Source organism: Bacillus sp. BD59S, assembly GCF_007363175.1.
Taxonomy (GTDB): domain Bacteria; phylum Bacillota; class Bacilli; order Bacillales; family Bacillaceae_G; genus Bacillus_A; species Bacillus_A pacificus.
The window spans coordinates 3,646,904-3,673,642 of record NZ_CP034686.1; the positions used below are offsets into that span (position 1 = coordinate 3,646,904).

Below are 26,739 nucleotides of genomic sequence, written 5' to 3' on the forward strand. Positions count from 1 at the left end.
GCTAAAATTAGCAGGGGATTTTTTCTATTAGCTATAATCGTATTCTTTTGCCCGATCAGGACGCGAATTTTCAAATTCCGTTTTTAAATACGGGCGGTACGACTGTTCTATCTTTTTCACAAAAGGAAGTTTGTTCAACTTTTGCATCATATGCTCAATTTGTTCCATATCACAATATACTACTGCATATTTTAAACGTTTTGATATGTAATGTATGTTACCATATTTTCTTAAAATCTTGGCATGTTTCAATGAATGTAAATAAACAATCATACTTTGTCGTTGCCCGAACATAATCTTCTCCATCTTCTCCTTTTAAAAACTTATATTTTATGAAAACCAATCAGAAATTTATGACATTACAGGACAAACTCTGTATACATTTTCTTCTATCTTCTAAAAAACGGGGTGATTTACCCCGTTTTTTTACAACCGCAACCTCCGCCGGTACCACAACCTCCACCACAGCCACCAGCATCAAAAAATGGATTTCCTGTTGGAACTTTGATGGAAGAGGACACCTCAGAACCGATTGCTACACTCACTTCATCTAACAACTTTTGTAAAGCCGTTTCTACTCGTTTAAAAGCTGCAATCTTATCATGTAAGTCTACAGAACGCTTCAATTCCCTCATTTTCGTTGAAACGAAAGTATAGTCAGGATGATATTTACCGAAACGTTGCACTTCCTCATATCGTTCTTTCATCGCTGTAAATTGCTGAATTAACGTCTGAACTTCCATATCTTCATGCAAGTCTTTATAACATTTACGGTAATCTTCTGCTATATCTGAACAGATGATCGCTTTTGCAAGCTGCTCTGCCTTATCTAATATTAATACGCTTTCTAGCGTCGCTACAATCATGAGAGACACCTCCGAGTATTTATCATACCACATTTAGAATAGAACTACTAATTGAAGTGTCTCACTAAACAGAAAGATATCATTCTAACTATTTTTTAATAATTTCAGTACACATTTATACATTAATATGTTCCGCAATGTTGTATTTAAGAACATCCCACTTCCCACTATTTTCATTCACATAACTAATACATGCGTTTTTTAACGGTGTCTTAAACGAAATATCTTCCGGAGCAATTGCATGTAAAATTGCTTTTATCGCATGTGAATGGGCTACAATAATAATACGTTTGCCAGAATGAGTTTCTGCAACGTCTTTTACCGCAGCAAAACAACGAGCTACAATTTCTTCATCTTGCTCCATACCTTCTACTTTACCTTCTGCAATTAATTCCCTAACAGTCGCAACCGGCTTCCCAGAAGCTTCACCAAAATTACGTTCAACAAATCGCTCATCTAATAAAATTGATTGTAATCCAGTTGCCCCTGCAATTTCCTTAGCTGTTTCTTGCGCTCTAATTAATGGGCTACTTATAATTATATCCCATGCCTCCGCTTGCAAAGCAGCTGCACTTTGACTTGCTTGCTTCTTCCCCACCTCATTAAGCGGAATATCTTCACGTCCCTGAATAATCTCTTGAAAATTCCAATCAGTTTGTCCATGTCGTACTAAACAAATTTCCGTCATGCTCATGCTGCAACTCCTTTTTAAATAATCCGCTTCTATTGTATCAAAAGTTCTGCATGACGGACATAGTTTTCCCTTCCAATTATGTTGCATTTTGCTGCTTCATATACTGAAACATATCAATCATAATGGAAGCAACTGCCAATTGATTTTGAAATTTCTCAACTTTATCTGGTATCGTTTTTTTGAAATGTTGCATAGCTGCTAACTCAAATGCCTCTTTTTCTTCAGGGTTTCGCGTTAGTTTTCTATACCAGTACGGTTGCTCCCTAATATAGCGAGATAAATCCTCATCAGCCTTTATAAACTCCATAATTTCTGCTCTCATCCGCTTTCCTCCTAATCCTTCTGAAAGAAAAATGGATTATTTTCGGAAGTACTCTCTTCTTGCTGCGTGCGTTTTCCTTGAAATTGTTGAAAAACTTGTTGCACACTACCAATAGCACTCGTCACATTGGCTAAATGATGTTGCATTTGTTCCACGTCTAACTTTTTAAAAAAAGTAAGCATTTGTCCCATCACATCAGCAGTTTTTTCCTCTTCAGTTCGAGTATCCTTTTCTTTTCCTTTTTTCTTTTCTTTTACCGAAGAAAAAGCAGGCGCTCCATCCGGTCTAAAAGTTGCCCATATTGGATCTTCTTCACCAAGTAAGTACCATTCCTCATAAAACTGTTGCCAAGTTTTATGACCACTTCTAACTTCATGAACCATTTTAGGGTGATGGTTTACAAACTCTTTAAACTGTTGAACCGATGGATGTAACGGTCCTTTTGTTGTCGGCATAATCCTCACCTCTTCATGTATATCTACTATATAATAAGAAAAAAAAGGCGCATGGTTCGCCTATTTTTAGACGATTCATGCACTTTTTTATCCTACTATTTGCATAGGGGAAGATTCCCATCCACAATTTACAGTTTCATTTTATTTCCGAATAAAATTTTGTGTGTAAAACTTATCGTATACGCCAACACCTAATCCTGTAAATTGTTCATTCAATAAATTCTTTCGATGTCCCTCACTATTTAACCAACCTTGCAATGCCGCAACTCCATCACTATGTTGCGCCGCTATGTTCTCACCGGCAAGTTGAAATCCTACTTTCCCGCGTTGTAAACGATCTCCTAACGTACCTAACGTAGGTGAATCGTGTGAAAAGTAATTATTATCCTTCATATCTTTACTATGACCGATTGCCACTTCTGCCGTTTGTTGGTCCCACGCTAACAACGGTAAATTATGACGACTTCGAATAATATTTGTTAAATCAAAAATTTGTTGCATATTCCCATTCTCTATTTGTTTCATTTTATCTGGAGTTAATGGTTGTTCTGCCAGTAATTCACCTGAATAAACGAGCTGATACGGTCTTTGACGTAATAACGTTTCGTCATCCATATAACGAACACCGACAAGCTCATGCGTAAAATGATCAAAATATAATTGTGCCCAGCCATCTTCTACTGGTATTAATGGTTGCTCCATCACTTCAGTATCAGATAACTCAAATTGATAACTACTCTTCCCTCTTTTTAATGAAATCTCATGCGAGAGTGGATTCTTTTTATACACATCTTCATACTTTTCATTTATATAATAAGGTGGCACCTTAACTTGCTCACCAGCAACATACGCCGTTACAACTTTACGCTCAGCAACCCCAAATTGAACATACTGAGATAAATCTTGATTGTATACCCACCATTCATATCCGTAAGCAGATGGCTCTATTCGAGAAGGTTCGCCCCATTTTGCTAATAAAATTTCAGAGTCCCCACCAATCATATTTAAAACCGTATCGGCAGAGTCTTCATTTACTTGTTTTTTCTTTTTCACAATTTTATTTTCTTGCTTTGATTGGGATGGGGTTAATATATATTGTGAAACGAGTAATTTCCCGTATAAATCAACAGCTAAAATTAAAATTGTAATCATTACGATACGCAATAATTTCTTCAATCGATATACCTCCTGCACAAAACATAAAATTGAGATATACACAAATCCTTTTCTTTCCTTTTTTTGTGTGTACCGTACTCTTTTCACTATATCATATTTTCGCAAAAAAAGTCTGGATTATCCCTTTTCTCTCAATATGAATTGCATTTTCTTATTATTCATACTATTATAAAAATAATGATGTAACATTAAAAAAGGAGGTATTTTATGCAATTTACAAATACAAAATTTAATGGGGCAGTCGTTGATTTAACACTATTAACAGAGATTATGGAAAAGAACCATTTTGTACTTGCTGGACAGTGGGATTATGAACGAGTTACATACGATTATAAATTCGAAATATTAAACGATGTTTATTATTTACGTGTACAAGGTTTAGCTGTTGAAGGTGACATTGGTAGTAGACACGCTGAAATAAAGCTACTTCCTCCCTTATTAGGTAAACACTATTATCCTCACGGCGTTGAATATGGTGATGGTGAAATTTTCCCAACGAATGTACTTCAAAAAAGCGAACAACTCCTACAAAATGTCGAAAAAGAGTTAAAAGAATTCCAAATCATTGAGTAAATAGAACAAGCGCATCAATATGATGCGCTTGTTCTATTTATCTTCCTTAAGAATGAATCGTCTTTTTGACTGGATACCCATAAATAGTTCCATCCTTTACTTTAATCTCATCTTCCCAAGGAACCTTATATTTACCTTCAGCTAAATCTTTTACAAACGTATATGGGTTTTCTTTCACCCCACCAGGAGTCGCTACATATCCCCTTGAACCTAAATTATATATATTATTTTCGAGACCCCATCCTAATCTAGCTTGATCTGCTAGCTCTGGATATACTTCAGCAGTAACAATCTCCCAAGGATTTCGGTGTCCTTGCACTAAAGTAGTCCCATCAAAATTACATACTTGTCCTTCACCAAAATAATAAAATACACCATCATAACCGGCTAAGTTCACCGACAATGTATACATTAAATTTTGCCATGCATTCGAACGATTAGTTAACATCCATTGTTCACTAACTTGTGTGCTATATCCAGAAATACGAATCAAGACATTTGCACCTTTATAAGCTGCTTCACGAGCTACTTCAGGAAACATACCATCATGACAAATACAAACAGCTAATTTACTTCCTCCAGGTCCATCACAAACAGGTAAACTTAAATCTCCAGCCTTCCAAGGTTCAACTGGCACCCAAGGATTTAGCTTACGATACTTCAAAATCATTTCACCTTGTGGATCAATAATTATTGCTGTATTATACGGTTCTCCACCATCAGGATTTCTTTCCATTATAGAAAAAACACCATATACTTCAGACTCTTTACATGCCTCAGCAAACAAGTCTGTTTCTGGCCCAGGGACTGTACATAAAAACTCTTCTGTAGTCCATTTTTTTGTATTAAGCCCTTGCGTACTGTATTCTGGAAATACTATCAATTCCAATCCAGGATACCCTGCTTTAGTTGAATGAATTGTTTTTATGATCTGTTTAATTTGTTTATCAATGTCTGCACGTGACTCTACTACCGGTACCGGATATTGTATTAATGCTGTTAAAAAACCACTAATTGGCTTTACCATACTTCCACTACTACCCATTTAAATTCCCCCTTAAAATAGTCCTTGTTTTATTAAAGATAACAATATAAATTTGTAACTCTCTAAAAAACTTGTACTACACATGGAATTATTATGCATTAAAGCTAGTAGTAAATCTTATATCCACTTTTAGTACATGCCTACACTAACTTAACATAAATAATTAGAAAATTCAATCTATTAAAGTTTAGTAAAACTAAAAAAGTGTATGGAAACCCATACACTTTTTACTTCGTTTGTAAATACGGCGGCAATTGTTGTAACTGCTCTTTATCCTTTTCACGCTCTCGACGCGCCCATCGAAAGAACACATAACCAATAATTGTACCGTACACTATTTCCTGGACAATTTTCATAATGATGCCGCCTGTTTGTTGGTCTTGTAAAACTGGCATCCAGTGTAAAAATTCTGGTCCAGTTATATTTAAATCAGATAAAGTTCCCGCTGGTACACATAGTTCCATCGCCTTCATCCAAGCAGCTGGATCCGTATACGTTGCAAACAACGGTGCCGTCGCAAAAATGATTAACGCACAAGCTGGCGTTAATAATATACCATTAGCAAACATATAACCAAGTTTCTTTATATCACTCAACGTTTGATATTCTGGTAATGGATTTAGCATCGGCCACCACATCATGATTGCCGTAAAGAATAATATAGCGAGACAAATAGGATGAGCAATTTGACTTTGTTTTACTGCATCAAAAACAACTGGTAAATGATAAAAAGAAAACAGGCCATTAAATACAAACAATGCGATAAGTGGCTTAGTAAATATCTTCAATATAATTTGAACGAACTTAAAAGAAGTAATATAACGATATAACCAAACTGGTATACCAAGCAACAATAACGGCGGAACGGCAATATACATGACTGCCATTTCAAACATATGTGCACTAAATATAATATGACCAATTAAATCAATAGGCCCTCCCTTTACAAAATACAAAAGTACAATCCCGGTCGTAAAATAAAAAACTTGCTTCTTACTTACCTTCGTCGCATGTTCAAATCGCATTCTATATGGCCCAATAATTAAAAAATATCCAATGAGGATCGAAAGCATAAATAATAAAAAGATTGGACTCCATAGCGCTTGAAAACCAAATATCCACAAGTTACTCATTGTCACACCTACCTTCTTAAGGTTATCCTTTCACATAATATGAAGAGGGAGCTGTGACAACACAAGCTCCCTCTTCACTTTTCAAATCCACACAATTGTCATAAAAGCTAAAATTGTAATTAACCCGATTAACAGACCAGAATAAAGAAAGAAACTCGCTGCTTCATGTCCTTTATGACTCATATGCATAAAATAGTACAATTGAAAAATTACTTGTACCACCGCTAATAGTAAAATAAATGGTACTGAGAAAGTCGGACTAAAAGTTTTCGGATATGCTACTGCTACAAATGCAACTAATGTTAAAAATATCATTAATGCAAATGTAATAACTTGATGCTTCATTTCCTCCGCACTTTTTCTCTTCCGATAAACGAGATCAACTTTAGGATTATTCGTTTGCTTTATCGCCATTGTTTATCCCACCATTCCCATTAAATATACTACAGTGAAAATAAACACCCAAACTACGTCAATAAAGTGCCAATAAATTGATGCAACATAAAACTTCGGTGCATTGTATAAATTTAGACCTCTCTTCGCATTTCTAAAGATTAATGTTAAAATCCAACACAATCCAAACAATACGTGGAGTCCATGTGTACCAACAAGAGCATAAAACGCAGAACCAAATGCACTACTTCTCATAGTATGCTTAAATTCATGTGTATAATGGTAAAACTCATAGATCTCAAACCCTAAAAACCCTAATCCTAGCAGCACTGTTACTAGTAGCCAAAGTTGCATTTTCTTAAAATTAAAGTTTTTCATATGATACATCGCATATACGCTCGTTAAGCTACTCGTTAATAAAAGCATCGTCATAATGAAAACGAGTGGCATTTGGAACATCTCTTGAGATGTTGGTCCGCCATTTGTAGAATTCTTTAACGCTAAATATGTGCCAAATAAGGAAGCGAACAATACTGTTTCGCCTCCAAGAAATAACCAAAAACCGACAAACTTATTTTTCCCCTCAAGGGTTGCTTTTTCAGGCTCTGCTGGAAATGTTTCATTCGTTAATTTTTCATCTACATGCATTACGCCTTGCCCCCCTTATCTTCTAAATCTTCTTTATGAATATGATATCCATGATCATCAATTACTGAACGTAGGAACATTGTACCAAACGTAATAATTAAACCGATAATTGCTACTAATAACCAAAACTTATCTTTTCCACCCTGCATATACATTGCACCGAATGCTGCTATAAACAATCCTAAAGAAATGATAAATGGTGAAAATGATGGATTTGGCATATGAATATCACCAACTGGTTCCGCCGCTGTCATCTCTTTATTCCCTTCACGTTTTTCAATCCAAAACGGATCTAACCCGCGAACAAATGGTAATTGTTTAAAGTTATATTCTGGTGTAGGTGCTGGCATTGTCCATTCTAATGTACGTCCATCCCACGGATCACGACCAGCCTTCTCTTTTGATACTGTTGTTTTAATTACATTGAATAGAAGAACAATCGTTCCAAGAGCCATAAATACCGCTCCAATAGAACTAATCATATTGCCCATTTCCAACCCTTGACCTTCAAGATATGTGTAGTAACGACGTGGCATACCAATTAATCCTAGGAAATGCTGAATGAAGAACGTTAAATGGAAACCGATAAAGAATAACCAAAATGTTATCTTTCCTAACGTTTCATTCAATACTTTATTAAACATCAGCGGCCAATAATAATGGGCTCCTGCAAGTAAACCAAATACAACACCGCCGACAATTACGTAATGAAAGTGAGCTACTACGAAATAGTTATCATGAAATTGATAATCAGCTGGTGCAGATGCTAGCATAACACCTGTAACTCCTCCCATTACGAATGATGGAATGAAGGCTACTGCCCACATCATCGGTGTCGTAAAACGAATACTTCCGCCCCACATTGTAAAGAGCCAGTTGAATATTTTAATACCAGTCGGAACCGCAATCGCCATTGTTGCAACTGAGAAAATAGCATTTGCAACTGGACCAAGCCCAACAGTAAACATATGATGCGCCCATACCATAAATCCTAAAAATCCAATTAATACTGTCGCAAACACCATCGACGAATAACCAAATAATCGTTTTTTCGAAAACGTCGCGAATATTTCTGAGAATATTCCGAAAGCTGGGAGTATAAGAATGTATACTTCTGGATGACCGAAAATCCAGAATAAGTGCTCCCATATAATTGTATTCCCACCCAGTGCTGGATTAAAGAAACTTGTTCCAAATAAGCGATCTAACATTAAAAGTCCTAATCCTACAGTTAACGGCGGAAAAGCAAATAATATTAATGAAGATGTTACAAATGTCGTCCATGTAAACATCGGCATACGCATATACGTCATCCCTGGCGCACGCATATTAATAATGGTTACAAGGAAGTTAATGCCTCCAATTAATGTACCTATACCGGAGATTTGCAAGCCAAGCACATAAAAATCAACACCATGGCCTTTAGAGGCTAAAGCTAAAGATGCATAAGATGTCCATCCTGCATCAGGTGCTCCACCTAAAAACCAACTTAAATTCAAAAATACTCCACCAAAGAAAAATAACCAAAATCCGAGTGAATTCAAAAACGGGAACGCTACATCACGTGCACCAATTTGAAGTGGTACAGCGGCGTTCATAAATGCAAACACGAGTGGCATAGCTGCGAGGAAAATCATTGTTGTACCGTGCATCGTTAATACTTGATTATAAGCATCCCCAACAAGAAAAGCGTTGTTAGGAATCGCTAATTGAAGGCGAATAAATAGAGCTTCTATTCCGCCTATTATAAAAAACAATCCACCTGCAATTAAATAGAGAATGGCAATCTTTTTATGGTCTACTGTCGTTAAATAATCCCATATGACAGCACCCATCCCCTGTTTTTTTGCTACAGAACTCACGTTTTCAACCTCCCCTTCGCGAATAATCCCTCTTTACTTTTCAACTTTTAACGTTTGTAAGTATGCATTTAATGCATCAATTTGATCGTCTGTTAAGTTGCCATATTTGCCAGTCATTTTGTTTCCTGGCTTCATATTTTCAGGATCTTTCAGCCATTTTTTTAAGTTTTCTTCATTGTTTTCGGCAATACCGGCAACCATATCGCGATCCGCAAAATTTGCTAAGTTTGGTGCGATACGAGCGGAAGGTGGTCTACTATCATTAGATCCAACTGCGTGACAACCAATACAGCTTTTATTAAATATTTCTTGGCCTTCTTGCGCCTTTGTTGAAGCTACTTCTTTCTTCCCATCAATTTTCTTCATATCAGCAAGCCACTTTTTGTACTCGCTTTCATCTAAAGCTTTCACTTTGAATTGCATTAAAGAATGTGATGGGCCGCAAAATTCTGTACAAAAACCATTATAAGTGCCCGATTTATCTGCCTTTAACCACATTTTGTTCACATTATCTGTATTTGTATCCATTTTCCCAGCTAAAGATGGAACCCAAAACGAATGTTTAATATCGGCACCCTTCAAATTCAAATACACTTTCTTACCTGTGGGGATGACTAAATCTTGAGAAGTTACTATCTTTTCTGATTTATAAGAAAATTCCCACCAATAAAGATTCGCTGTTACATCAACAACGATAGTATCTTTATCAATATTCTTTTTCTCCATCGCACTTACATCAGCAAGTTTGAATGTATATGTAACCGTCGGAACAGCTAAGATTAGCAAAAGAATAATCGGAATAACTGTCCATATAATTTCTAGTTTGTGATTCCCTTCAACTTGCTCCGGAATATACTCTTCCTGACCTTTCTTTTGTCGGAAACGCACAATTACATATAAGAAAATAATAGTAACTACTAGTACTACTCCTACCATGATCGCACTTGCTAGTAAGAGCAGATCATATTGCATTTTTGCTACTTCTCCTTGCGGAATTAAAGTAGATTGAAAGGCTTTACCGCATCCCCCTAACAGTAAAGCCAGCAGTGAAACGAACGAAAGCAGTCGCCACTGTTTCTTCATACAAACAACCCCCACTTTCCTTGTGAATTAGATTGTACTTTATAGTTAAGTAAAGTAAATCTCAACGTAAAGAAATCCAATTATGTCGTTGTCTTAGAAGAATGTAACTACAATCATTGATACAAATAAGATTGTTAAATAATTTAGGGAATAAACAAACATTTGCACAGACCATTTGATGTCATCTTTCTTACGGAAGCCATAAAATCCTAAAACGATCCATCCGATGTTAAGCAGTGTTGCAATTACCATAAATGTTATCCCTAGTCCACTCATATAAAATGGTAGTGGTAACAAACATACTGTCCAAATCATAATTTGGCGTTTCGTAATTTCAAATCCATGAACTACAGGAAGCATTGGAATTCCTGCATTTCGATATTCATCAACACGTTTCATTGCTAATGCAAGGAAATGTGGGATTTGCCAAATAAACATAATTAAAAATAACATCCAAGCAATTGGATGGCCTAAAGATGGATCGATTGCTGCCCATCCAATTAAAGGTGGAACTGCACCAGATATACTACCTACAACAGTATTTAGTGTATACTTTCTCTTTGTCCATAAACTATATAGAACAACATATGTGAAAGCACCAATAAATCCCATTAAGACTGCCATTGGTGTTGTTAATAATAAAAATACAAAACCAAGAAGTAATATAACTAGTCCAAATGTAAGTGCAAATCCTGGTTTATACTTTCCAGTAACCGTTGGACGGGTCTTTGTTCTTTCCATTAATGGATCGATGTCTCGATCAATGTAGTTGTTTAAACAACATACCCCTGCCATAACTAATCCAGAACCAACGATTGTAAAGAATAACTTATCCAGATTGTCCATCACACTTAATCCATTAAAGTGTAATGCCAACCAAAATCCTGTAAATACAGTAAGTGTATTTGAGTTTACAATCCCCATTTTAACGAGCGCTTTTAAATCTTGTAACCGAGTTGTTTCCGGTACGCTTGTAACAGCAGACTCATCATGCAGCTCACTTGTTGCATGGTTCATCACTTTAACCCCCTCTTAAAACTTTCATCTTTCTTTTTGCGCCTATTTCAAATTGAAATATTTCGCTTCTATATAGCAATATTATTACAGTAGAAACATTGTTAACCCATTCTACTACTAATCTACGCCCATACTCCAATATATTAAATCATATTTCCCGAACATTTTGTGAAGAAAACATGAACTTTTTGTGTCGAACATAAAAAACTTAATTGTTTCTTATCCATATCATAACATGATGTTACCTTCTATAATAAACTTTTTTGTCATATTTCACACGTATTCTCCCCATTTCTTTTCAAAATAGCCTATTTTTCACCTAAAAATTTCCTTATAAACCTTATTTCCACACCCGTTTTCTCTTCCCTGTCTTCCCCCTCCATTTCTTTGCTATTTTATTATTTTTTATATATCATAGGAACTAGCGCGTTTTATTCTATACATAATGGAATGAAAATATTTCGCAATAACTTCATAGCAGAAAGATGGTGAAAGAGATTGCAACGCTTTATTAAATGGTTAGCAGTCATTACGAGTCTTGATTTATTAATAGTTTTATTAGGAGGCGCCTTAGTTACAAAAACAGGCTCTGGCCAAGGGTGCGGTAAATCATGGCCACTTTGTAACGGCGAATTTGTTCCATCTAATTTATCAATGGAAACTATTATTGAACTAAGTCATCGCCTTACATCAGGATCAGCAGGAATTCTTGTCACTCTCCTTTGTATTTTGTCCTGGAAATATTATAAACATGTGCGCGAAACAAAAACGTTAGCAATTTTATCCTTCGTATTTTTAGTTGCACAAGCATTAATGGGAGCCGCAGCGGTTGTTTGGGGGCAAATGCCAGCTGTACTTGCTATCCATTTCGGTATTTCCTTAATTTCATTTGCTTCTGTCATTTTATTAACGTGTCTTATCTTTGAAATTGACCAAAAATTTGATGCACGTTCACTTATTATGGACAAAAAAATGAAATTTCATATTTATGGTGTAACAATTTACAGTTATATTGTCGTCTACACAGGAGCTTTAGTACGTCACGAACGAGCTAGCTTAGCCTGTCCAGACTTTCCTTTATGTAGCAAAAATAGACCTATGCCAACTCAATTACATGAATGGGTTCAAATGGGACATAGAGTTGCAGCGATGTTAATTTTCGCTTGGATACTATACGCGATGATTCTCGCTATCCGCCATTACAAACAGCAGCCTGTCGTATACTGGGGATGGATCATCTCATTTATCCTTGTTACACTTCAAGCTATCGTAGGAATTTTAGTCGTATTTACAAATGCTAGTTTATCAATGGCATTATTGCATTCACTATTCATTTCTTGCTTGTTTGCTGTACTATGCTATTTAGTTATGTTAGGTACAAGAAGTAAAGTGAATGCAAAAGAAGCTGCATCAACTTCTAAACAAACAAAATAAATGAAAATACCTTGCCGAATTGGCAAGGTATTTTTTCGTAATAAAAAAGAGCTGTGTTTCCACAACTCTTTTTATTTTAGTGATCTAATTCAATGAGTAAGTCGCCCGTTTGAATTGCATCTCCATCGTTAACATATACTTTTTTCACTTTACCATTGAACGGCGCTTGAACTGTCGTTTCCATTTTCATCGCTTCTGTAATTGCCATAGAATCGCCTTTTTTCACTTCATCGCCTTCTTTTACAACTACTTTAATAACCGTTCCTGGCATTGTTGCGTTAATGTGGTTTGGATTTTCACGGTTTCCTTTCACACGTTGTGCAACTGTTGCTTTCACACTTTCGTCTTTCACAACAATCTCACGTGGTTGACCGTTAAACTCCAAGTAAAGAACACGATTTCCATCTGGCTGAGGCTCTCCAATTGATACTAGTTTAACCATCAATGTTTTACCTTGTTCAATTTCCACATCGATTTCTTCACCAAGTCTCATACCATAGAAGAATGTCGGTGTATCAAGCACAGATACATTTCCATAAATCTCAGCAACTTTTTCGTAATCCATAAATACTTTTGGATATAATGCATATGCAACTACATCAAACATCGTCACTTCGCGTCCAAGTTTATGGAATAGCTCTTCTTTTAACGCGTCGAAATCTACTGGTTCTAATAATTCACCTGGTCTTACTGTTAATGGTTCTTTCCCTTTTAAAATAATTTCTTGTAACTTTTTCGGGAAACCACCATATGGTTGTCCTAAATCTCCAGAGAACATTTCAACAACAGATCCTGGGAAGTCCATAGAATGTCCACGCTCTAAAACATCTTGTTCTGTTAAGTGATTTTGAACCATGAATAATGCCATATCACCGACAACTTTAGATGATGGTGTTACTTTAACAATATCACCAAACATGTCATTCACACGGCGGTACATTACTTTTACTTCATCAAAACGATCGCCTAAGCCAACCGCTTTCGCTTGTTGTTGTAAATTACTATACTGTCCGCCTGGCATTTCGTGCATATATACCTCTGTATGAGGAGCATTCATACCGCTTTCAAACGGTGCGTAGTATTTACGTACATCTTCCCAATAATGAGATAGTTTTTCTAATGAATCTATATTAACATCTGGCTGTCTTTCGTTTCCGCCTAACGCATAGTATAGCGTGTTCGCACTTGGTTGTGACGTTTGACCAGCCATAGAACTTACTGCTACATCGACAATGTCAACACCTGCTTCAATTGCTTTCGTATACGTTAATATACCATTCCCACTCGTATCGTGTGTGTGCAGGTGAATCGGAATCGATACCGTCTCTTTTAATGCTGAAACTAAATCATATGCTGCATTTGGTTTTAGTAAGCCCGCCATATCTTTAATACCTAAAATGTGAGCTCCTGATGCTTCTAATTCTTTTGCTAAATTTTTATAGTAATTTAAATCATATTTACTACGTAACGGATCATGAATATCCCCTGTGTAACACATAGTTGCTTCTGCAATTTTACCAGTATCTCGTACAGCATCAATCGCAACTCTCATACCTTCTACCCAGTTTAAGCTATCAAAAATACGGAACACATCAATTCCAGCTTGAGCAGAACACTCCACAAACTTTTGAATTAAATTATCCGGATAGTTTTTGTAGCCAACTGCGTTTGAAGAACGAAGTAACATTTGGAATAAAACGTTTGGCATTTTTTCACGAAGATCTAGTAATCGTTCCCATGGATCTTCCTTTAAGAAACGATATGCAACATCAAACGTTGCACCGCCCCACATTTCCGCTGAGAATAAGTTCGGTAACATTCTCGCTGTCGGCTCTGCAATTTGATGTAAATCTTTTGTACGAATACGCGTCGCGAGCAATGACTGATGCGCATCACGGAATGTTGTATCTGTTAAAAGTACACGGTTTTGATCTTGTACCCACTTTACTAATCCGTCTGCTCCACGCTCATCCAAAATTTGTTTCGTTCCATTTTGGATCGGCTCTGAATGTAATACATTCGGTATACGAGCATCTGGGAAAATTGGTTTCTCTTTTTTCCCTACTCCCGGGAAGCCATTTACTGTTACTGTCCCAATGTAATTTAACATTTTTGTTCCGCGGTCTTTACGTTTCGGGAACAAGAATAGTTCAGGTGACGCATCAATAAATGAAGTGTCATATTCCCCTGATAAGAAGTTTTTATGTTTTACTACATTCTCTAGGAATGGAATATTTGTTTTAATACCACGAATACGGAATTCTTTTAAGTTACGTTCCATTTTTGCAGCAGCTTGTTCAAAAGTAAGCGCCCATGTTGTAACTTTTACAAGTAAAGAATCATAGTACGGTGTAATAACAGCACCTTGGAAACTATTACCTGTATCAAGACGAACCCCAAAGCCACCACCTGATCGATATGCCATAATTTTTCCTGTATCCGGCATGAAATTATTTAGTGGATCCTCAGTCGTTACACGAGATTGTATTGCAAATCCATGTACAACAACCTCCTCTTGCTTTGGAACACCCACAAATTTGCTATGTAATGCATGTCCATCCGCTATTAAAATTTGTGATTGAACGATATCGACTCCTGTAATCATTTCTGTAATTGTATGTTCTACTTGAACACGCGGATTTACTTCAATGAAATAGAAATTATCATCTTTTACAAGGAATTCAACTGTTCCTGCGTTTAAATAATTTACATTTTTCGTTAATTTCACAGCAGCATCACAAATACGCTGACGCAAATCATCTGAAAGCGACACACTAGGTGCAATTTCTACTACTTTTTGATGACGACGTTGTACAGAACAGTCTCGCTCGTATAAATGAACAACATTGCCTTCTTCATCTGCTAAAATTTGAACTTCTATATGTTTAGGTTTTTCAACGAATTTTTCTACGTATACTTCATCATTACCAAAGGCTGCTTTCGCTTCTGACTTCGCTCGATTATACGATTCTCTTAATTCTTCACTAGTACGTACAATACGCATACCACGACCGCCACCGCCAAGGGAAGCTTTAATAATAATCGGGTAATCATACTTTTCAGCAAATTCTTCAACTTCTTCTATTGAATCTACTGGACCATCACTACCAGGAATAACTGGAATTTGTGCTAGCTGCGCTTGTGTTCTTGCTTTCACTTTATCTCCAAACATATCTAAATGCTCACTTTTTGGGCCGATAAAGATAATCCCTTCTTCTTCACAACGTTTTGCGAATTGAATATTTTCTGACAAGAAACCATATCCAGGGTGGATTGCATCTACATGATTACTTTTCGCAATCTCAATAATGCCCTCAATATCTAGATAAGCATCAATTGGCTTTTTTCCTTCCCCAACTAAATAGGATTCATCGGCTTTATAACGATGATAAGAACCACTATCCTCTTTAGAATAGATTGCAACTGTTTTTAACCCCAGTTCCGAACAAGCTCGAAACACACGAATTGCAATCTCTCCACGGTTAGCTACCAATACTTTTTGAATACGTTGCAGCTTTGTCATGATTTTCCCCCTCTACTTTCCTACCACTCTAGAGATAAAATATATACACACCATAAAGAGCGTGAAGTTCTTCACTTTCTACATTATATTATACTTAGAAAGCTTCACTTTATTTTTATCCATCATACCTTATTTTTTAACAAATGATAAGTTTTCTGAGCAATTTGTCTCACAAAAATAGTATAGCATACCTCTTCCTTTTCTAACAACTTAATTGTATATCACTTTTATCTAAATGTGATATACCCTTTGCCGAAAAGAGAAATTAATACATCACATTTAAAACTACTTAAAAATAAAAAACACATCATGCTCTAAAGCACAATGTGTTTTATTTTACAACTACAAGATGTGGTCCACCTTGTTCTCTTTCTTTAACTGTCTCGTTCTGTTGTTTCTCTTGTCGTTTTACATGACTAGCAATATTGAGTAATATCCCCATCGCGAGTAGATTAGCTAATAAGGAACTCCCGCCATAACTAACAAACGGTAAAGGAACTCCTGTAAGTGGTATTAACCCAGACATACCACCAACATTAACAAATGTTTGGACTCCAAACAAACTTGCAATTCCGATAGCTATTAAACTTCCAAATGGATCTTTACACTTTTGTGCAACTCTAAACGCCCGAATAATTATAAGTAATAAACAGATTAAAATAATAGCCACACCTATAAAACCAAGTTCTTCAGATATAATTGCCATTATAAAATCCGTTTGTGGTTCTGGTAAGTAACCATACTTTTGTACACTATTTCCTAATCCTCTACCATTTAGCCCTCCCGAAGCAATTCCAATAAACGAATTTATTAATTGAAATCCATCCTTTTGTGGATCGCTAAATGGATCAAGAAAAACGGAAAACCGCGCTTTTTGGTACTGACTTAATTTATAACTCCCAAGGAAATACAACGCCGGAGCCCATACTATAGACGTTAACAAGAATCTCTTTATCCACAAATTAACATTAACTCCTGAACAAAGAAACATAATTCCTACTGTTCCCGCAATTAACATATCGGTACCTAAGTCATTTTGCTTTAAAATTAAAAACATGATTAAACCAACACCCAAAAGTACTGGTCCTGATCCTTTAAAAACAGACGTATTCGTTTCTTGCCTTTTCGCAAAGAAATGGGCCAATACGAGAATAACTGTTATCTTAACAAATTCCGCAGGCTGTATTCCAAATATCCATCCATTTGCACCATTTACTGCTTTAGCAAAGAAGGCAGCTGCTGCTAATAACGCTACACTAATTCCATAACTTCCCAATAAAAAGATTCGTTTTCTCCACACTTTATATGGAATAATAGCAAGAATTATTAATACTATTGTCCCAGCGGCTAAAGTAATTAATTGTCTTTTAAAAAAGAAATTTGCTGGTTTATCAAATCTCGAAATCGCAACAATGGAACTCGAACTATATACCATTATAACTCCCAGCACACATAAGATAACAAGAGGAAGTAACAATGAATAATCCATTGATTTCCATACTCTTTTCATTTCATTTCCTCTTTCTGTTTCAATTTAATTATTGTTGTATTCCATATGTATATTGATTCTTCCTGCTTTATTATACAAATAAAAAGCTCAAACTTTTTCAGTTTGAGCCCCCTTATTTGAACCCGTTATTGTTGTTTGTTTGTAAATGCTTCATGAAGTGCAGATAACTCACGTTCAAGCTCTCCTAACATTGCCTTCCCTTGTTCTTCTGCAATAAGACCAAGGCGAACTGCAAAATCGACTTCGCGGGATAGTCCAAACATTTGTGTGTCTAACACTTCTTCATATAATGGACATTGCGGCATTGTAAGATGGTCCATTTGCACCTTAATAAGTCTTAAAATCTTCTCCGCATCCGCTTGTAGAAGGGCTAGTGCCTTTTCCTGATGATTTGATACTGTCTCAGACGCCAAATTGATTCCCTCCGTTTCCGTCCTACTCTCTCCTATCTATTAATATTAGCGATAGTTTTAATAAATTGCAATAGAAACATTTTTTGTGACAATAGTGCCTAATACTATTATACTGAAAAGTGGGAGTATAACACAAATGGGGGAACAACAATGAGCGAAATTTTATTTATTAATGGAAAAGTTCGTTTTCCAATCACTATCGATCCAACCGTTTGGATCTTTGATGATCGAAAAGTAGATTTGACAACTTACTTTGATGAAACGAGAGAAAACACTTCAGAACTAGAAGCTTACTTAAAAAACACTTCAGAACATTGGGATCGCGAAATCCGTGATGGTGCTGCTTTCCCACCGATACAACAAAGTGTAAAGAAATATAAAAAAGAACAGCTAATTACTGGAACGTTCGGTATACCATTTCAACCTTTTCTTGCTAACGCCGAAATTTCAGATGATGCTACGCAAGTCGAGATTGAAACAGTAGATGATACGATAACGCTTCCATTAGAAACAGTCAAACATGCTATTCTTGGTTTTTCGAAAGAAGGAAAACCATTAAAAGAAGACGGACCTGTTCATTTATATTACAATGATGGATCTAATAGACAAAATCCAATCCGTAACATCCGCAAATTTACAATTATTTAAAGAAAAGGAGTGAGCTTCAGCTCACTCCTTTTTATAATAAATCTGCTGCTAGTTGAGCTAAATTAGATCGCTCCCCTTTTACAAATTTCACATGACCACTAATACGTTGCTCTTTAAATTTCTCTACAACATATGTTAAACCGTTATTATACTCATCCAAATACGGATGATCAATTTGCTGAGGATCTCCCATTAATACGATTTTACTTTTTTCTCCTACCCTCGTTAGTATCGTTTTCACTTCATGCTTCGTTAAATTTTGTGCTTCGTCAATTATAATGAATTGATCTGGAATACTTCTCCCGCGTATATACGTAAGAGCTTCTACTTCTATCGAACCCATTCCAGCTAAAATAGCATCTAACTCTCCTGGTTTTTTCGTATTAAATAAATACTCTAGATTATCAAAAATCGGTTGCATCCACGGCCTTAACTTTTCTTCTTTTTCTCCCGGTAAATAACCGATATCTTTCCCAACTGGAACAATCGGCCGTGCAACGAGTAGTTTTTTGTATAACCCTAAATCTTCCGTTTGCATGAGCCCCGAAGCTAAAGCTAGTAATGTCTTTCCTGTACCAGCTTTCCCCGTTAACGTGACTAGCGGAATATCTTCACGAAGTAACAATTCTAATCCCATAATTTGCTGCACATTTCGTGGTCGTATTCCCCATACTTGTTCATTGTGAAAAATAAGTTTCTTTACCTTCTTACCTAAATGATCCACAATACCTAGTGCTGAACTAGATCCACCTAATGCATCTTTCATTACTACAAACTGATTTGGATAAAAAGGATGATTTGCAATTTCGGATAAAGGCAATTCGCCTTTTTCATAAAAATAATCCAATTGTTCTTTTGATATATATCCTTCTAAAAATCCTGAATATATATTTTCCACTTCAATGACCCGATCACTTAAATAATCTTCCGCCTTTAAACCTATTGCATCTGCTTTTACCCTTACGAGCACGTCTTTACTTACTAAAATAACAGACTTCCCGTCCTCTTTTTCTTGTTCTTCTAAAGATAGGTTTTTTGCTACAGCTAAAATTCGATTATCATTTGTTTTTTCTACAAAAATATCTTGTAGTTGGACAAACGAACGATGATTTAATTCAATACGAAATGTACCGCCGTTTTCTAGCGGAATACTTTCATGCAGTTTTCCTATTTCACGAAATTTGTCTATTAACTTAGATACATAACGAGCGTTTCGTCCTACTTCATCCATATAACGTTTTTTCGAATCAACCTCTTCTAATACAACTGCTGGAATCACTACTTCATTGGTTTCAAATGAAAAAATAGATAAAGGATCCTGCAAAAGTACATTCGTATCTAACACATAAATTTTATCCAACCTGTTACCCCCTGACTCCACTTTTAAATTTGTAGAACAAGGGTTTCATCCATAAAATATGGACGAACCATTGTTATAATTATATGTACCGTATAAACGAGGTAGAATCGAAATGTATAGCCATTAAACCTTTTATTTATTTTTTATTCATTTCTATTCAATATATTACTTTTAATTATAATTATTAACATAAAATCACAATAAGTGATTACAAAAGTTAATAACTGACTTTCTTATTTATCACATTTATAATTCTTTCATTCCTGCTAACACTTGGTTATCGAGCTTTTTAGCTGCACGAAGATCATACGTTTTTTCATATGTTGGCTCAATTGCAAGTTTTGCACCATAAAACATAACATCACGTACTTCTTGTACATTTACTTCTATTACAGTTAATTTTAGAGGAATGCCTTCCATTCTATCAGTCAAAATTTCACCTGCACCACTTATGGAAAATACGGATTCATTCGCCATTATAGTCAATACCACTCCCGTACTATGTCTTATATTTTCCACAATACGTGAACGTTGATCTACTGCAAATCGAATACTAGTTTTACTCACTGCATACACCCAAGAAATAGCACTTACGTTAGGAACTTGTTTTTCAAAATCTGTTGTTGCTACCATAACAATACACTCTTTACGTAACGTTTGTACTAAATCATCTGTTAATGTGGGCTCTACTACATTCGCCATATTTCCACCTCCAAATATACTTCATATATCCTTATCATAACCTATTTTTCGAATTGCGAAAATATTATTTTTTCCCGCTATTATTCAAAAACATTACACTTCCATGATATACTTATACTGATAGAATTCGTATTGAGGTGACGAAATGAGAGTCAAATGTATGATTTGTGATAAAAAAGATATGTTAGATGATGAAAATCCTATGGCAAAAAAACTGCGTAATCGCCCTATTCATACATATATGTGCATGGAATGTTCGGAACGAATTGCTGAACGTACGATGGAACGTCATGCAAGTGGTAATTTCCGATTATATCGTGATAAAAAAGTCGAAGACGATTGGTAAAATATAAATAAGTCCTTTATCAATATGATAAAGGACTTATTTATATTTTTCAGGTTCGCGATTCATTTGATCCAAAAAACAATCAATAACTTCTAATGGAAACCTTACAGATTTTCTTTCTCCATTTATTTCATATGTAACTAAATACATTTCCTCGTCCTTCTTAACTTCCACATTTCTCAATTTATGTTCTTCATATATCATATTTCGAAATAACAAATACGTTTCTTTTGCAGCACTATCATCCGGACGTGCTTCAGCAACTGTTTTAATTGTTAACCAATTATATAACGCATCTTGTACTGAACGCATAAAACTTCCCCCCTCATCCCGCTTTTTGTTGTCTCGCTTGACGTAATCGCAACCTATAAATTCCAAGTACAATTGCCGCTACAACAAGCCCCTCTCCAACAGGTAAAAAAACTGCAAAGAAAGTTAACACTGTACACCCAATCGCTAACGATATATATATCACTATATTTTTTATTATAGATAGTTTTCTTGCAAAACCTAAATTATACACAAGTGCACTTAATATAATAATGACGCCATACAGTAACCACATCCCTAGTTCTGGATTTTCATCAACTTTACATAACTTCGCAAAAAACGACATTCTTTCTAACACCATTTATCCCCCTTCCTCATAAATCAAACCATTTTTCTTTATGTACTTAATACAAGAGTAACCTGTGAAAAAAATACTGTCCACAAAAAGAGTAAATATTCTAAAAAAATAAACATAAAAAAACAGCTACCTTAATTAAAGGTAGCTGTTTTACTATTTTACGCTTCTACAGATTTCTTTTTCTTAGCAGCTCTTTCACGTTCGCTCTTATCAAGAATCTTTTTACGTAAACGAATTGATTCTGGAGTTACTTCACAGAACTCGTCATCGTTTAAGTACTCTAATGATTCTTCTAAAGTCATTAAGCGTGGTTTTTTCATTGTTGAAGTTTGATCTTTCGTCGCAGAACGAATGTTAGTTTGTTGTTTCATTTTCACAACGTTAACTGTTAAGTCATTCTCACGAGTGTGTTCTCCGACAATCATACCAGCATATACTTCTGTACCTGGTTCAACGAAGATTACACCACGGTCTTCAACTTGCATAATACCGTATTGTGATGCTTTTCCTGTTTCAAGTGAAACTAGAACACCTTGACGACGTCCACCAACTTGTCCAGCGTGTACTGGTTGGTAGCAATCGAATGTATGGTTTAAAATACCGTAACCACGAGTTAATGTTAAGAATTCTGTTGTGTAACCAATTAAACCACGTGCTGGAACCATGAAAGTAAGGCGAACTTGACCGTTTCCGTTATTCACCATATCTAACATTTCACCTTTACGTGCACCCATAGATTCCATAATAGAACCAGTATATTCTTCAGGTACATCGATTTGTACACGCTCTACAGGCTCACATCTTACGCCATCAACTTCTTTAATAATTACTTCTGGCTTAGATACTTGTAGTTCATAACCTTCACGACGCATGTTTTCAATTAAGATAGATAAATGTAGTTCCCCACGTCCAGATACGATCCATGCATCAGGAGACTCTGTATTATCTACACGTAAACTTACATCTGTTTCTAATTGTGAACGAAGACGCTCTTCAATTTTACGAGATGTAATGTATTTACCTTCACGACCTGCAAATGGACTGTTATTTACAAGGAACGTCATTTGTAGTGTTGGCTCATCAATACGTAATAATGGTAACGCATCTTGATGTTCAACTGGACATACTGTTTCACCAACGTTAATGTCTTCCATACCAGAAACAGCTACTAAGTCTCCAGCTTTTGCTTCTTCAATTTCTTGACGTTTTAATCCCATGTAACCAAATAATTTTGTTACGCGGAATTGTTTTACGCTTCCGTCTACTTTCATTAAAGCAACTTGTTGTCCAACCTTCATTGTACCGCGGAATACGCGTCCAACTCCAATACGTCCAACATAGTCGTTGTAATCAAGAAGTGCTACTTGGAATTGAAGTGGCTCTTCGCTATTATCAATTGGTGCAGGAATATGTTCAATAATTGTATCAAATAATGATTTCATATTCTCTTCTTGATTTGCTGGGTTTGAATCTAAGCTTGCTGTTCCGTTCATTGCTGATGCAAATACAACTGGGAACTCTAATTGATCTTCGTTTGCACCAAGTTCGATGAATAAGTCGATTACTTCATCAACTACTTCATCAGGGCGAGCGAAGTCACGATCAATTTTATTTACAACTACGATTGGAGTTAAGTTTTGCTCAAGAGCTTTCTTTAAAACAAATCGTGTTTGTGGCATACAACCTTCATATGCATCAACAACAAGTAAAACACCATCAACCATTTTCATAATACGTTCTACTTCTCCACCGAAGTCAGCGTGACCTGGTGTATCTAAAATGTTAATTCTTTTATCTTCATAGTGAATCGCAGTATTTTTCGCTAAAATTGTAATACCGCGCTCTCTTTCTAGATCATTTGAATCCATTGCGCGCTCTTCAACGTGTTCGTTCGCACGGAAAGTCCCCGCTTGACGTAACAATTGGTCAACAAGTGTTGTTTTACCATGGTCAACGTGGGCAATAATTGCTATATTACGTAAATCTTGTCGTTTTTTCAACATGTCCAACTCCTAATGTCTTTTTAATCCTTCTCTATTATAAGAGCGAAGGGGATACAATAGCAATTAAAATAAAAGCAAGAATGAAAATATAGTTGTATTCTTACTTTTGTGAAAGTAAAATGAGATTGGAGGGTGAAGAAATGGAACACATTCAATATCGCTTTTTATTAACGGCAATTATCGGTGTTATTTTCTTAATTGGTATCGGCATTATGATTGCTGAAAATAGTCCAATCGGTATTATTATTTGCATTATCGGCACATTTGTTACAGTTGGATACGGTTTTGTAACAAAAAGAAAAATGCGTAAATCGCAATAACGTCAAAAAGTAAGAAGCCTATATATAGCCTCTTACTTTTTTTGTTACTTGGATATAAAGTGAAACTTTAATCAGTGGGGGTTTTCTTCATCCCCCCTGATTATCAGCCCTCACCAATCGGGCTTTTCTGGGTAGCCCGACCCCCACCTCACTTCTTTACTTTCGTTGAATTTTGAGGTGGGGGTCTTACTGCCCATTAAAGCGGGATAAACGATAACACTTCTTCATACACCCCTGGCTTCGCAACTAATACGCTACTCTTCTCTACGATAGAAAGTGGCGCTCCGGAGAATGTTGTTACCTTGCCTCCAACTTCCTCTACAATTATCTGTCCCCCACCAAAGTCCCATGGTGATAATCTAGGCGTTACATATGCATCGATTCTTCCAGTTGCAACGTATACCATCTCTAAAGCTGCACAGCCATATGATCTCGTGCCTCTTGCTTTCTTAACAAGTGCCATCATACTTTCCATATTAAGCAATGGATTGTCGGTAAGCCATATCGCATTTAAAGCTACAATACCTTGCTCTACAGTACCTTTTTCTAATAAAGGTATTGGTACTTCATTGCAAAATGCTCCAGCCCCTTTTAACGCATGATATAATTCATCATGAACTGGATCATAAATAAGTCCAATCTTTCCGATACCGTTCTCATAAATTCCAATTGAAATTGCAAAATTTCTTTTTTGGTGAACAAAGTTCATCGTGCCGTCAATTGGATCAATTAACCAAACAACCCCGTCAGAAGAAGTTACCTCGTCTCCATAGCCCTCTTCACCTAAAATATGATGATGTGGGAATGTTTCTTTAATTTTCCCAATTAAAAACTGTTCTATTTCTCGGTCCATATTTGTTACTAAATCAGCTGCATTTGATTTTGTTTCTATAATAAGTGCTTTTTTCATTGATGCCATTAAACGCTCTCCCGCATCCCGAATCCACTGTTTGGCGTGTGCATCGATGTCTTTCCATACTTCTTGCATGTTTAAACACTCCGATCTATACTGTTCACAGAAAAAACGAACCCTTTATAAGGTTCGCACCAACTAATTTTTTATACATATACTATTATTACGCTTCTAAACGAATCATTTCAAGTCTTAACACTTCTAACTTTTGTACACACTCTTCTTTTTTCTGTTTATCATTTTCCATCATCGCATCATATAAAGTCGCTAATTCATAATCTAGCTCCAAACGTAGCACCGGTATTCTCTTTTCAGCATCTGTTCTCTTTAACGCATTAATCACCTGTCTCATATTATTTGCCTCCTCCCAATATTCGTCTGCCCTCGGACTAGAATTGATTAAATTTTCTGATTTTTTGTTTTATACTATACTATGTTGGATAAATCATCTATGCAACAAAATTATATTTTTTTATTTAAATTTTTTTGTGCTGTTTTTTTTATGAATAGTACAAGCTATGCTAAAATAAAAGCAAAATAGGAGTTGGAGGAACAATCATGACACTACAAACATTCAAATCAACTGATTTTGAGGTCTTTACAGTTGATGGTCTCGAAGAACGAATGAGTGCAATTAAAACGAACATTCATCCTAAGCTAGAAGCTTTAGGGGAACAGTTTGCAGCGTATTTATCCAAACAAACTGATGAGAACTTTTTTTATCATGTAGCAAAACACGCACGTCGCAAAGTCAATCCACCAAACGATACTTGGGTTGCTTTTTCAACAAATAAACGCGGATATAAAATGCTACCACATTTCCAAATTGGATTATGGGGTACTCATGCCTTCATATACTTTGGTTTAATCTATGAGTGTCCACAAAAAGTGGAGACGGCTCACGCCTTCTTAGAACATATAAATGATTTAAAAACAAATATTCCAAATGACTTCGTTTGGTCCATTGACCATACTAAACCAGGTGTAAAATTACATAAAACACTTGAAACAAATGATTTACAAAAGATGATTGAACGTCTAGCTACTGTGAAAAAAGCAGAATTATTAGTTGGTATTCATATATCACCAGAGGAGTTTTCAGCAATGACCAACGAACAATTCCTTGCTAAGATTGAATCTACGATGCAATCACTCCTTCCTTTATATGCACTTTGTAATAGATAGTAGAAAACGGACAATTTATATTGTCCGTTTTTAGTTGTTATCACATTATATCACTTCAGTTTTTATTTTTCAAAATTTTTTTACATTTTAACAAGCTTTTTTTCTTCAATTTCTTTAGCCTTTTGAATCGCACGGTATATAGAATATCCACTTACTTCTTGAAACTCTTTATCAATTTTCTTTTCTTCTGCTTTCGATGGAACAATCTCTTTAAAACGACGATATAAACCCATTAATTCTTCTCTTACAATTCCTTTTTCATATGCTTTCTCAATCGCTTCATAAAACTTCACAATTGTAACCATTTCCTCATTGGACCAATCATAATCTAACGGATATTGATATTCCATTTCGCACCTCATTTATCATTTCTTCTTATTTCAATACGCTATCTTAAAGTGATTTTTTCTACTTCACTATAGCCACTTTGCATTATACACTATTTATTCATTTTAATGGAATTGCCTTCCACTAGAAGTTAGTAGTA

30 protein-coding genes are annotated in these 26,739 nt (G+C 35.7%); 6 read left to right on the forward strand and 24 right to left on the reverse strand.

The genetic code is table 11. The features are described 5' to 3' along the window. Nucleotides 1-27: 27 nt before the first annotated feature. The 6 genes from EKQ63_RS20910 to EKQ63_RS20935 form a co-directional block, all read right to left on the reverse strand. Nucleotides 28-294 carry a YlbG family protein gene (locus tag EKQ63_RS20910; protein WP_002080814.1) on the reverse strand — a complete coding sequence of 89 codons (267 nt, stop codon included), beginning with the start codon at nucleotides 292-294 and terminating at the stop codon, nucleotides 28-30. A 119-nt stretch (nucleotides 295-413) separates the two neighbouring features. Then, a complete protein-coding gene (locus EKQ63_RS20915; RefSeq protein WP_000634351.1) occupies nucleotides 414-866 on the reverse strand; it encodes a YlbF/YmcA family competence regulator in 453 nt (150 codons plus the stop codon). A 115-nt stretch (nucleotides 867-981) separates the two neighbouring features. Beyond that, a complete protein-coding gene (locus EKQ63_RS20920; protein ID WP_033692458.1) occupies nucleotides 982-1,554 on the reverse strand; it encodes a histidine phosphatase family protein in 573 nt (190 codons plus the stop codon). Between the two features lie 82 nt (nucleotides 1,555-1,636). Continuing rightward, on the reverse strand, nucleotides 1,637-1,882 hold the full coding sequence (locus EKQ63_RS20925; protein ID WP_001200990.1) for a YlbE-like family protein: 246 nt from the start codon (nucleotides 1,880-1,882) through the stop codon (nucleotides 1,637-1,639). 11 nt (nucleotides 1,883-1,893) lie between these two features. Continuing rightward, the gene (locus EKQ63_RS20930) at nucleotides 1,894-2,337 is read right to left on the reverse strand and encodes a YlbD family protein (protein ID WP_087954459.1); all 444 of its coding nucleotides are present in this window, start codon (nucleotides 2,335-2,337) and stop codon (nucleotides 1,894-1,896) included. A 141-nt stretch (nucleotides 2,338-2,478) separates the two neighbouring features. Next, nucleotides 2,479-3,513, reverse strand: coding sequence for a CAP domain-containing protein (locus EKQ63_RS20935; RefSeq protein ID WP_087954458.1), 1,035 nt, complete (start codon nucleotides 3,511-3,513; stop codon nucleotides 2,479-2,481). Between the two features lie 207 nt (nucleotides 3,514-3,720). Between EKQ63_RS20935 and EKQ63_RS20940 the strand changes: the two genes are divergently transcribed. Beyond that, nucleotides 3,721-4,086, forward strand: a complete 366-nt coding sequence (locus EKQ63_RS20940) for a YugN family protein (RefSeq protein WP_001160939.1) — start codon at nucleotides 3,721-3,723, stop codon at nucleotides 4,084-4,086. Between the two features lie 46 nt (nucleotides 4,087-4,132). On the opposite strand, the gene EKQ63_RS20945 is transcribed toward EKQ63_RS20940, so the two are convergent. The 7 genes from EKQ63_RS20945 to ctaB all read right to left on the reverse strand — a co-directional run bounded on the left by EKQ63_RS20945 (nucleotide 4,133) and on the right by ctaB (nucleotide 11,267). Then, complete coding sequence (locus tag EKQ63_RS20945) at nucleotides 4,133-5,131, reverse strand: formamidase (RefSeq protein ID WP_143881478.1); 999 nt, start codon at nucleotides 5,129-5,131, stop codon at nucleotides 4,133-4,135. A gap of 227 nt (nucleotides 5,132-5,358) precedes the next feature. After that, complete coding sequence (ctaG, locus tag EKQ63_RS20950; RefSeq protein WP_087954456.1) at nucleotides 5,359-6,264, reverse strand: cytochrome c oxidase assembly factor CtaG; 906 nt, start codon at nucleotides 6,262-6,264, stop codon at nucleotides 5,359-5,361. 81 nt (nucleotides 6,265-6,345) lie between these two features. Then, entirely contained in the window at nucleotides 6,346-6,678 is a 333-nt protein-coding gene (gene ctaF / locus EKQ63_RS20955; protein WP_000985703.1) for a cytochrome c oxidase subunit IVB, read from the reverse strand. A 3-nt stretch (nucleotides 6,679-6,681) separates the two neighbouring features. Beyond that, nucleotides 6,682-7,305 carry a cytochrome c oxidase subunit III gene (ctaE, locus tag EKQ63_RS20960; RefSeq protein WP_000557861.1) on the reverse strand — a complete coding sequence of 208 codons (624 nt, stop codon included), beginning with the start codon at nucleotides 7,303-7,305 and terminating at the stop codon, nucleotides 6,682-6,684. Further along, complete coding sequence (ctaD, locus tag EKQ63_RS20965) at nucleotides 7,305-9,140, reverse strand: cytochrome c oxidase subunit I (protein WP_011040617.1); 1,836 nt, start codon at nucleotides 9,138-9,140, stop codon at nucleotides 7,305-7,307. Before ctaD ends, ctaE begins: the two co-directional genes overlap by 1 nt. 60 nt (nucleotides 9,141-9,200) lie before the next feature. Further along, nucleotides 9,201-10,250: a cytochrome c oxidase subunit II gene (coxB, locus tag EKQ63_RS20970; RefSeq protein ID WP_087954455.1), complete on the reverse strand. Its 1,050-nt coding sequence runs from the start codon at nucleotides 10,248-10,250 to the stop codon at nucleotides 9,201-9,203. Between the two features lie 93 nt (nucleotides 10,251-10,343). Beyond that, nucleotides 10,344-11,267: a protoheme IX farnesyltransferase gene (gene ctaB, locus EKQ63_RS20975; protein WP_001015058.1), complete on the reverse strand. Its 924-nt coding sequence runs from the start codon at nucleotides 11,265-11,267 to the stop codon at nucleotides 10,344-10,346. A gap of 498 nt (nucleotides 11,268-11,765) precedes the next feature. Between ctaB and ctaA the strand changes: the two genes are divergently transcribed. Continuing rightward, nucleotides 11,766-12,701: a heme A synthase gene (ctaA, locus tag EKQ63_RS20980; protein ID WP_001188737.1), complete on the forward strand. Its 936-nt coding sequence runs from the start codon at nucleotides 11,766-11,768 to the stop codon at nucleotides 12,699-12,701. 76 nt (nucleotides 12,702-12,777) lie between these two features. Here ctaA and pyc read toward each other — a convergent pair whose 3' ends face one another. The 3 genes from pyc to EKQ63_RS21000 form a co-directional block, all read right to left on the reverse strand. Further along, nucleotides 12,778-16,224: a pyruvate carboxylase gene (gene pyc, locus EKQ63_RS20985; RefSeq protein ID WP_143881479.1), complete on the reverse strand. Its 3,447-nt coding sequence runs from the start codon at nucleotides 16,222-16,224 to the stop codon at nucleotides 12,778-12,780. A gap of 331 nt (nucleotides 16,225-16,555) precedes the next feature. Beyond that, on the reverse strand, nucleotides 16,556-17,734 hold the full coding sequence (locus EKQ63_RS20995) for an FtsW/RodA/SpoVE family cell cycle protein (RefSeq protein WP_087954453.1): 1,179 nt from the start codon (nucleotides 17,732-17,734) through the stop codon (nucleotides 16,556-16,558). A 125-nt stretch (nucleotides 17,735-17,859) separates the two neighbouring features. Continuing rightward, complete coding sequence (locus EKQ63_RS21000; RefSeq protein WP_000135695.1) at nucleotides 17,860-18,147, reverse strand: Fpa/YlaN family protein; 288 nt, start codon at nucleotides 18,145-18,147, stop codon at nucleotides 17,860-17,862. Nucleotides 18,148-18,297: 150 nt separating this feature from the next. Between EKQ63_RS21000 and EKQ63_RS21005 the strand changes: the two genes are divergently transcribed. Further along, nucleotides 18,298-18,795, forward strand: a complete 498-nt coding sequence (locus tag EKQ63_RS21005) for a molybdopterin-binding protein (protein WP_087954452.1) — start codon at nucleotides 18,298-18,300, stop codon at nucleotides 18,793-18,795. Between the two features lie 31 nt (nucleotides 18,796-18,826). Here the strand turns inward: EKQ63_RS21005 and EKQ63_RS21010 are convergent, their stop codons facing one another. Then, on the reverse strand, nucleotides 18,827-20,155 hold the full coding sequence (locus EKQ63_RS21010; protein ID WP_000358083.1) for a PhoH family protein: 1,329 nt from the start codon (nucleotides 20,153-20,155) through the stop codon (nucleotides 18,827-18,829). A gap of 246 nt (nucleotides 20,156-20,401) precedes the next feature. After that, nucleotides 20,402-20,857, reverse strand: a complete 456-nt coding sequence (locus EKQ63_RS21015) for a pyridoxamine 5'-phosphate oxidase family protein (RefSeq protein WP_000024588.1) — start codon at nucleotides 20,855-20,857, stop codon at nucleotides 20,402-20,404. Nucleotides 20,858-21,002: 145 nt separating this feature from the next. Between EKQ63_RS21015 and EKQ63_RS21020 the strand changes: the two genes are divergently transcribed. Continuing rightward, nucleotides 21,003-21,203 (forward strand): YlaI family protein, encoded by a 201-nt coding sequence (locus EKQ63_RS21020; RefSeq protein WP_001995040.1) that lies wholly within the window; start codon nucleotides 21,003-21,005, stop codon nucleotides 21,201-21,203. Between the two features lie 36 nt (nucleotides 21,204-21,239). Here EKQ63_RS21020 and EKQ63_RS21025 read toward each other — a convergent pair whose 3' ends face one another. The 3 genes from EKQ63_RS21025 to typA all read right to left on the reverse strand — a co-directional run bounded on the left by EKQ63_RS21025 (nucleotide 21,240) and on the right by typA (nucleotide 23,834). Next, nucleotides 21,240-21,515 (reverse strand): hypothetical protein, encoded by a 276-nt coding sequence (locus EKQ63_RS21025; RefSeq protein ID WP_087954451.1) that lies wholly within the window; start codon nucleotides 21,513-21,515, stop codon nucleotides 21,240-21,242. A 13-nt stretch (nucleotides 21,516-21,528) separates the two neighbouring features. Next, on the reverse strand, nucleotides 21,529-21,831 hold the full coding sequence (locus EKQ63_RS21030) for a YlaH-like family protein (protein WP_000893666.1): 303 nt from the start codon (nucleotides 21,829-21,831) through the stop codon (nucleotides 21,529-21,531). 158 nt (nucleotides 21,832-21,989) lie between these two features. Further along, on the reverse strand, nucleotides 21,990-23,834 hold the full coding sequence (typA, locus tag EKQ63_RS21035) for a translational GTPase TypA (RefSeq protein ID WP_000914763.1): 1,845 nt from the start codon (nucleotides 23,832-23,834) through the stop codon (nucleotides 21,990-21,992). A 140-nt stretch (nucleotides 23,835-23,974) separates the two neighbouring features. On the opposite strand from typA, the gene EKQ63_RS21040 reads away from it, so the two are divergent. Next, nucleotides 23,975-24,154, forward strand: a complete 180-nt coding sequence (locus EKQ63_RS21040; protein WP_000400127.1) for a DUF5325 family protein — start codon at nucleotides 23,975-23,977, stop codon at nucleotides 24,152-24,154. Between the two features lie 196 nt (nucleotides 24,155-24,350). Here the strand turns inward: EKQ63_RS21040 and EKQ63_RS21045 are convergent, their stop codons facing one another. Together EKQ63_RS21045 and EKQ63_RS21050 are read right to left on the reverse strand one after the other, a co-directional pair. Further along, a complete protein-coding gene (locus EKQ63_RS21045; RefSeq protein ID WP_087954450.1) occupies nucleotides 24,351-25,142 on the reverse strand; it encodes an inositol monophosphatase family protein in 792 nt (263 codons plus the stop codon). Nucleotides 25,143-25,230: 88 nt separating this feature from the next. Then, entirely contained in the window at nucleotides 25,231-25,419 is a 189-nt protein-coding gene (locus tag EKQ63_RS21050; RefSeq protein WP_001250168.1) for a hypothetical protein, read from the reverse strand. 206 nt (nucleotides 25,420-25,625) lie between these two features. Between EKQ63_RS21050 and EKQ63_RS21055 the strand changes: the two genes are divergently transcribed. Continuing rightward, complete coding sequence (locus EKQ63_RS21055; RefSeq protein ID WP_143881480.1) at nucleotides 25,626-26,252, forward strand: YktB family protein; 627 nt, start codon at nucleotides 25,626-25,628, stop codon at nucleotides 26,250-26,252. An 80-nt stretch (nucleotides 26,253-26,332) separates the two neighbouring features. Here EKQ63_RS21055 and EKQ63_RS21060 read toward each other — a convergent pair whose 3' ends face one another. Continuing rightward, complete coding sequence (locus EKQ63_RS21060) at nucleotides 26,333-26,602, reverse strand: UPF0223 family protein (protein ID WP_087954449.1); 270 nt, start codon at nucleotides 26,600-26,602, stop codon at nucleotides 26,333-26,335. Between the last annotated feature and the right edge of the window lie 137 nt (nucleotides 26,603-26,739).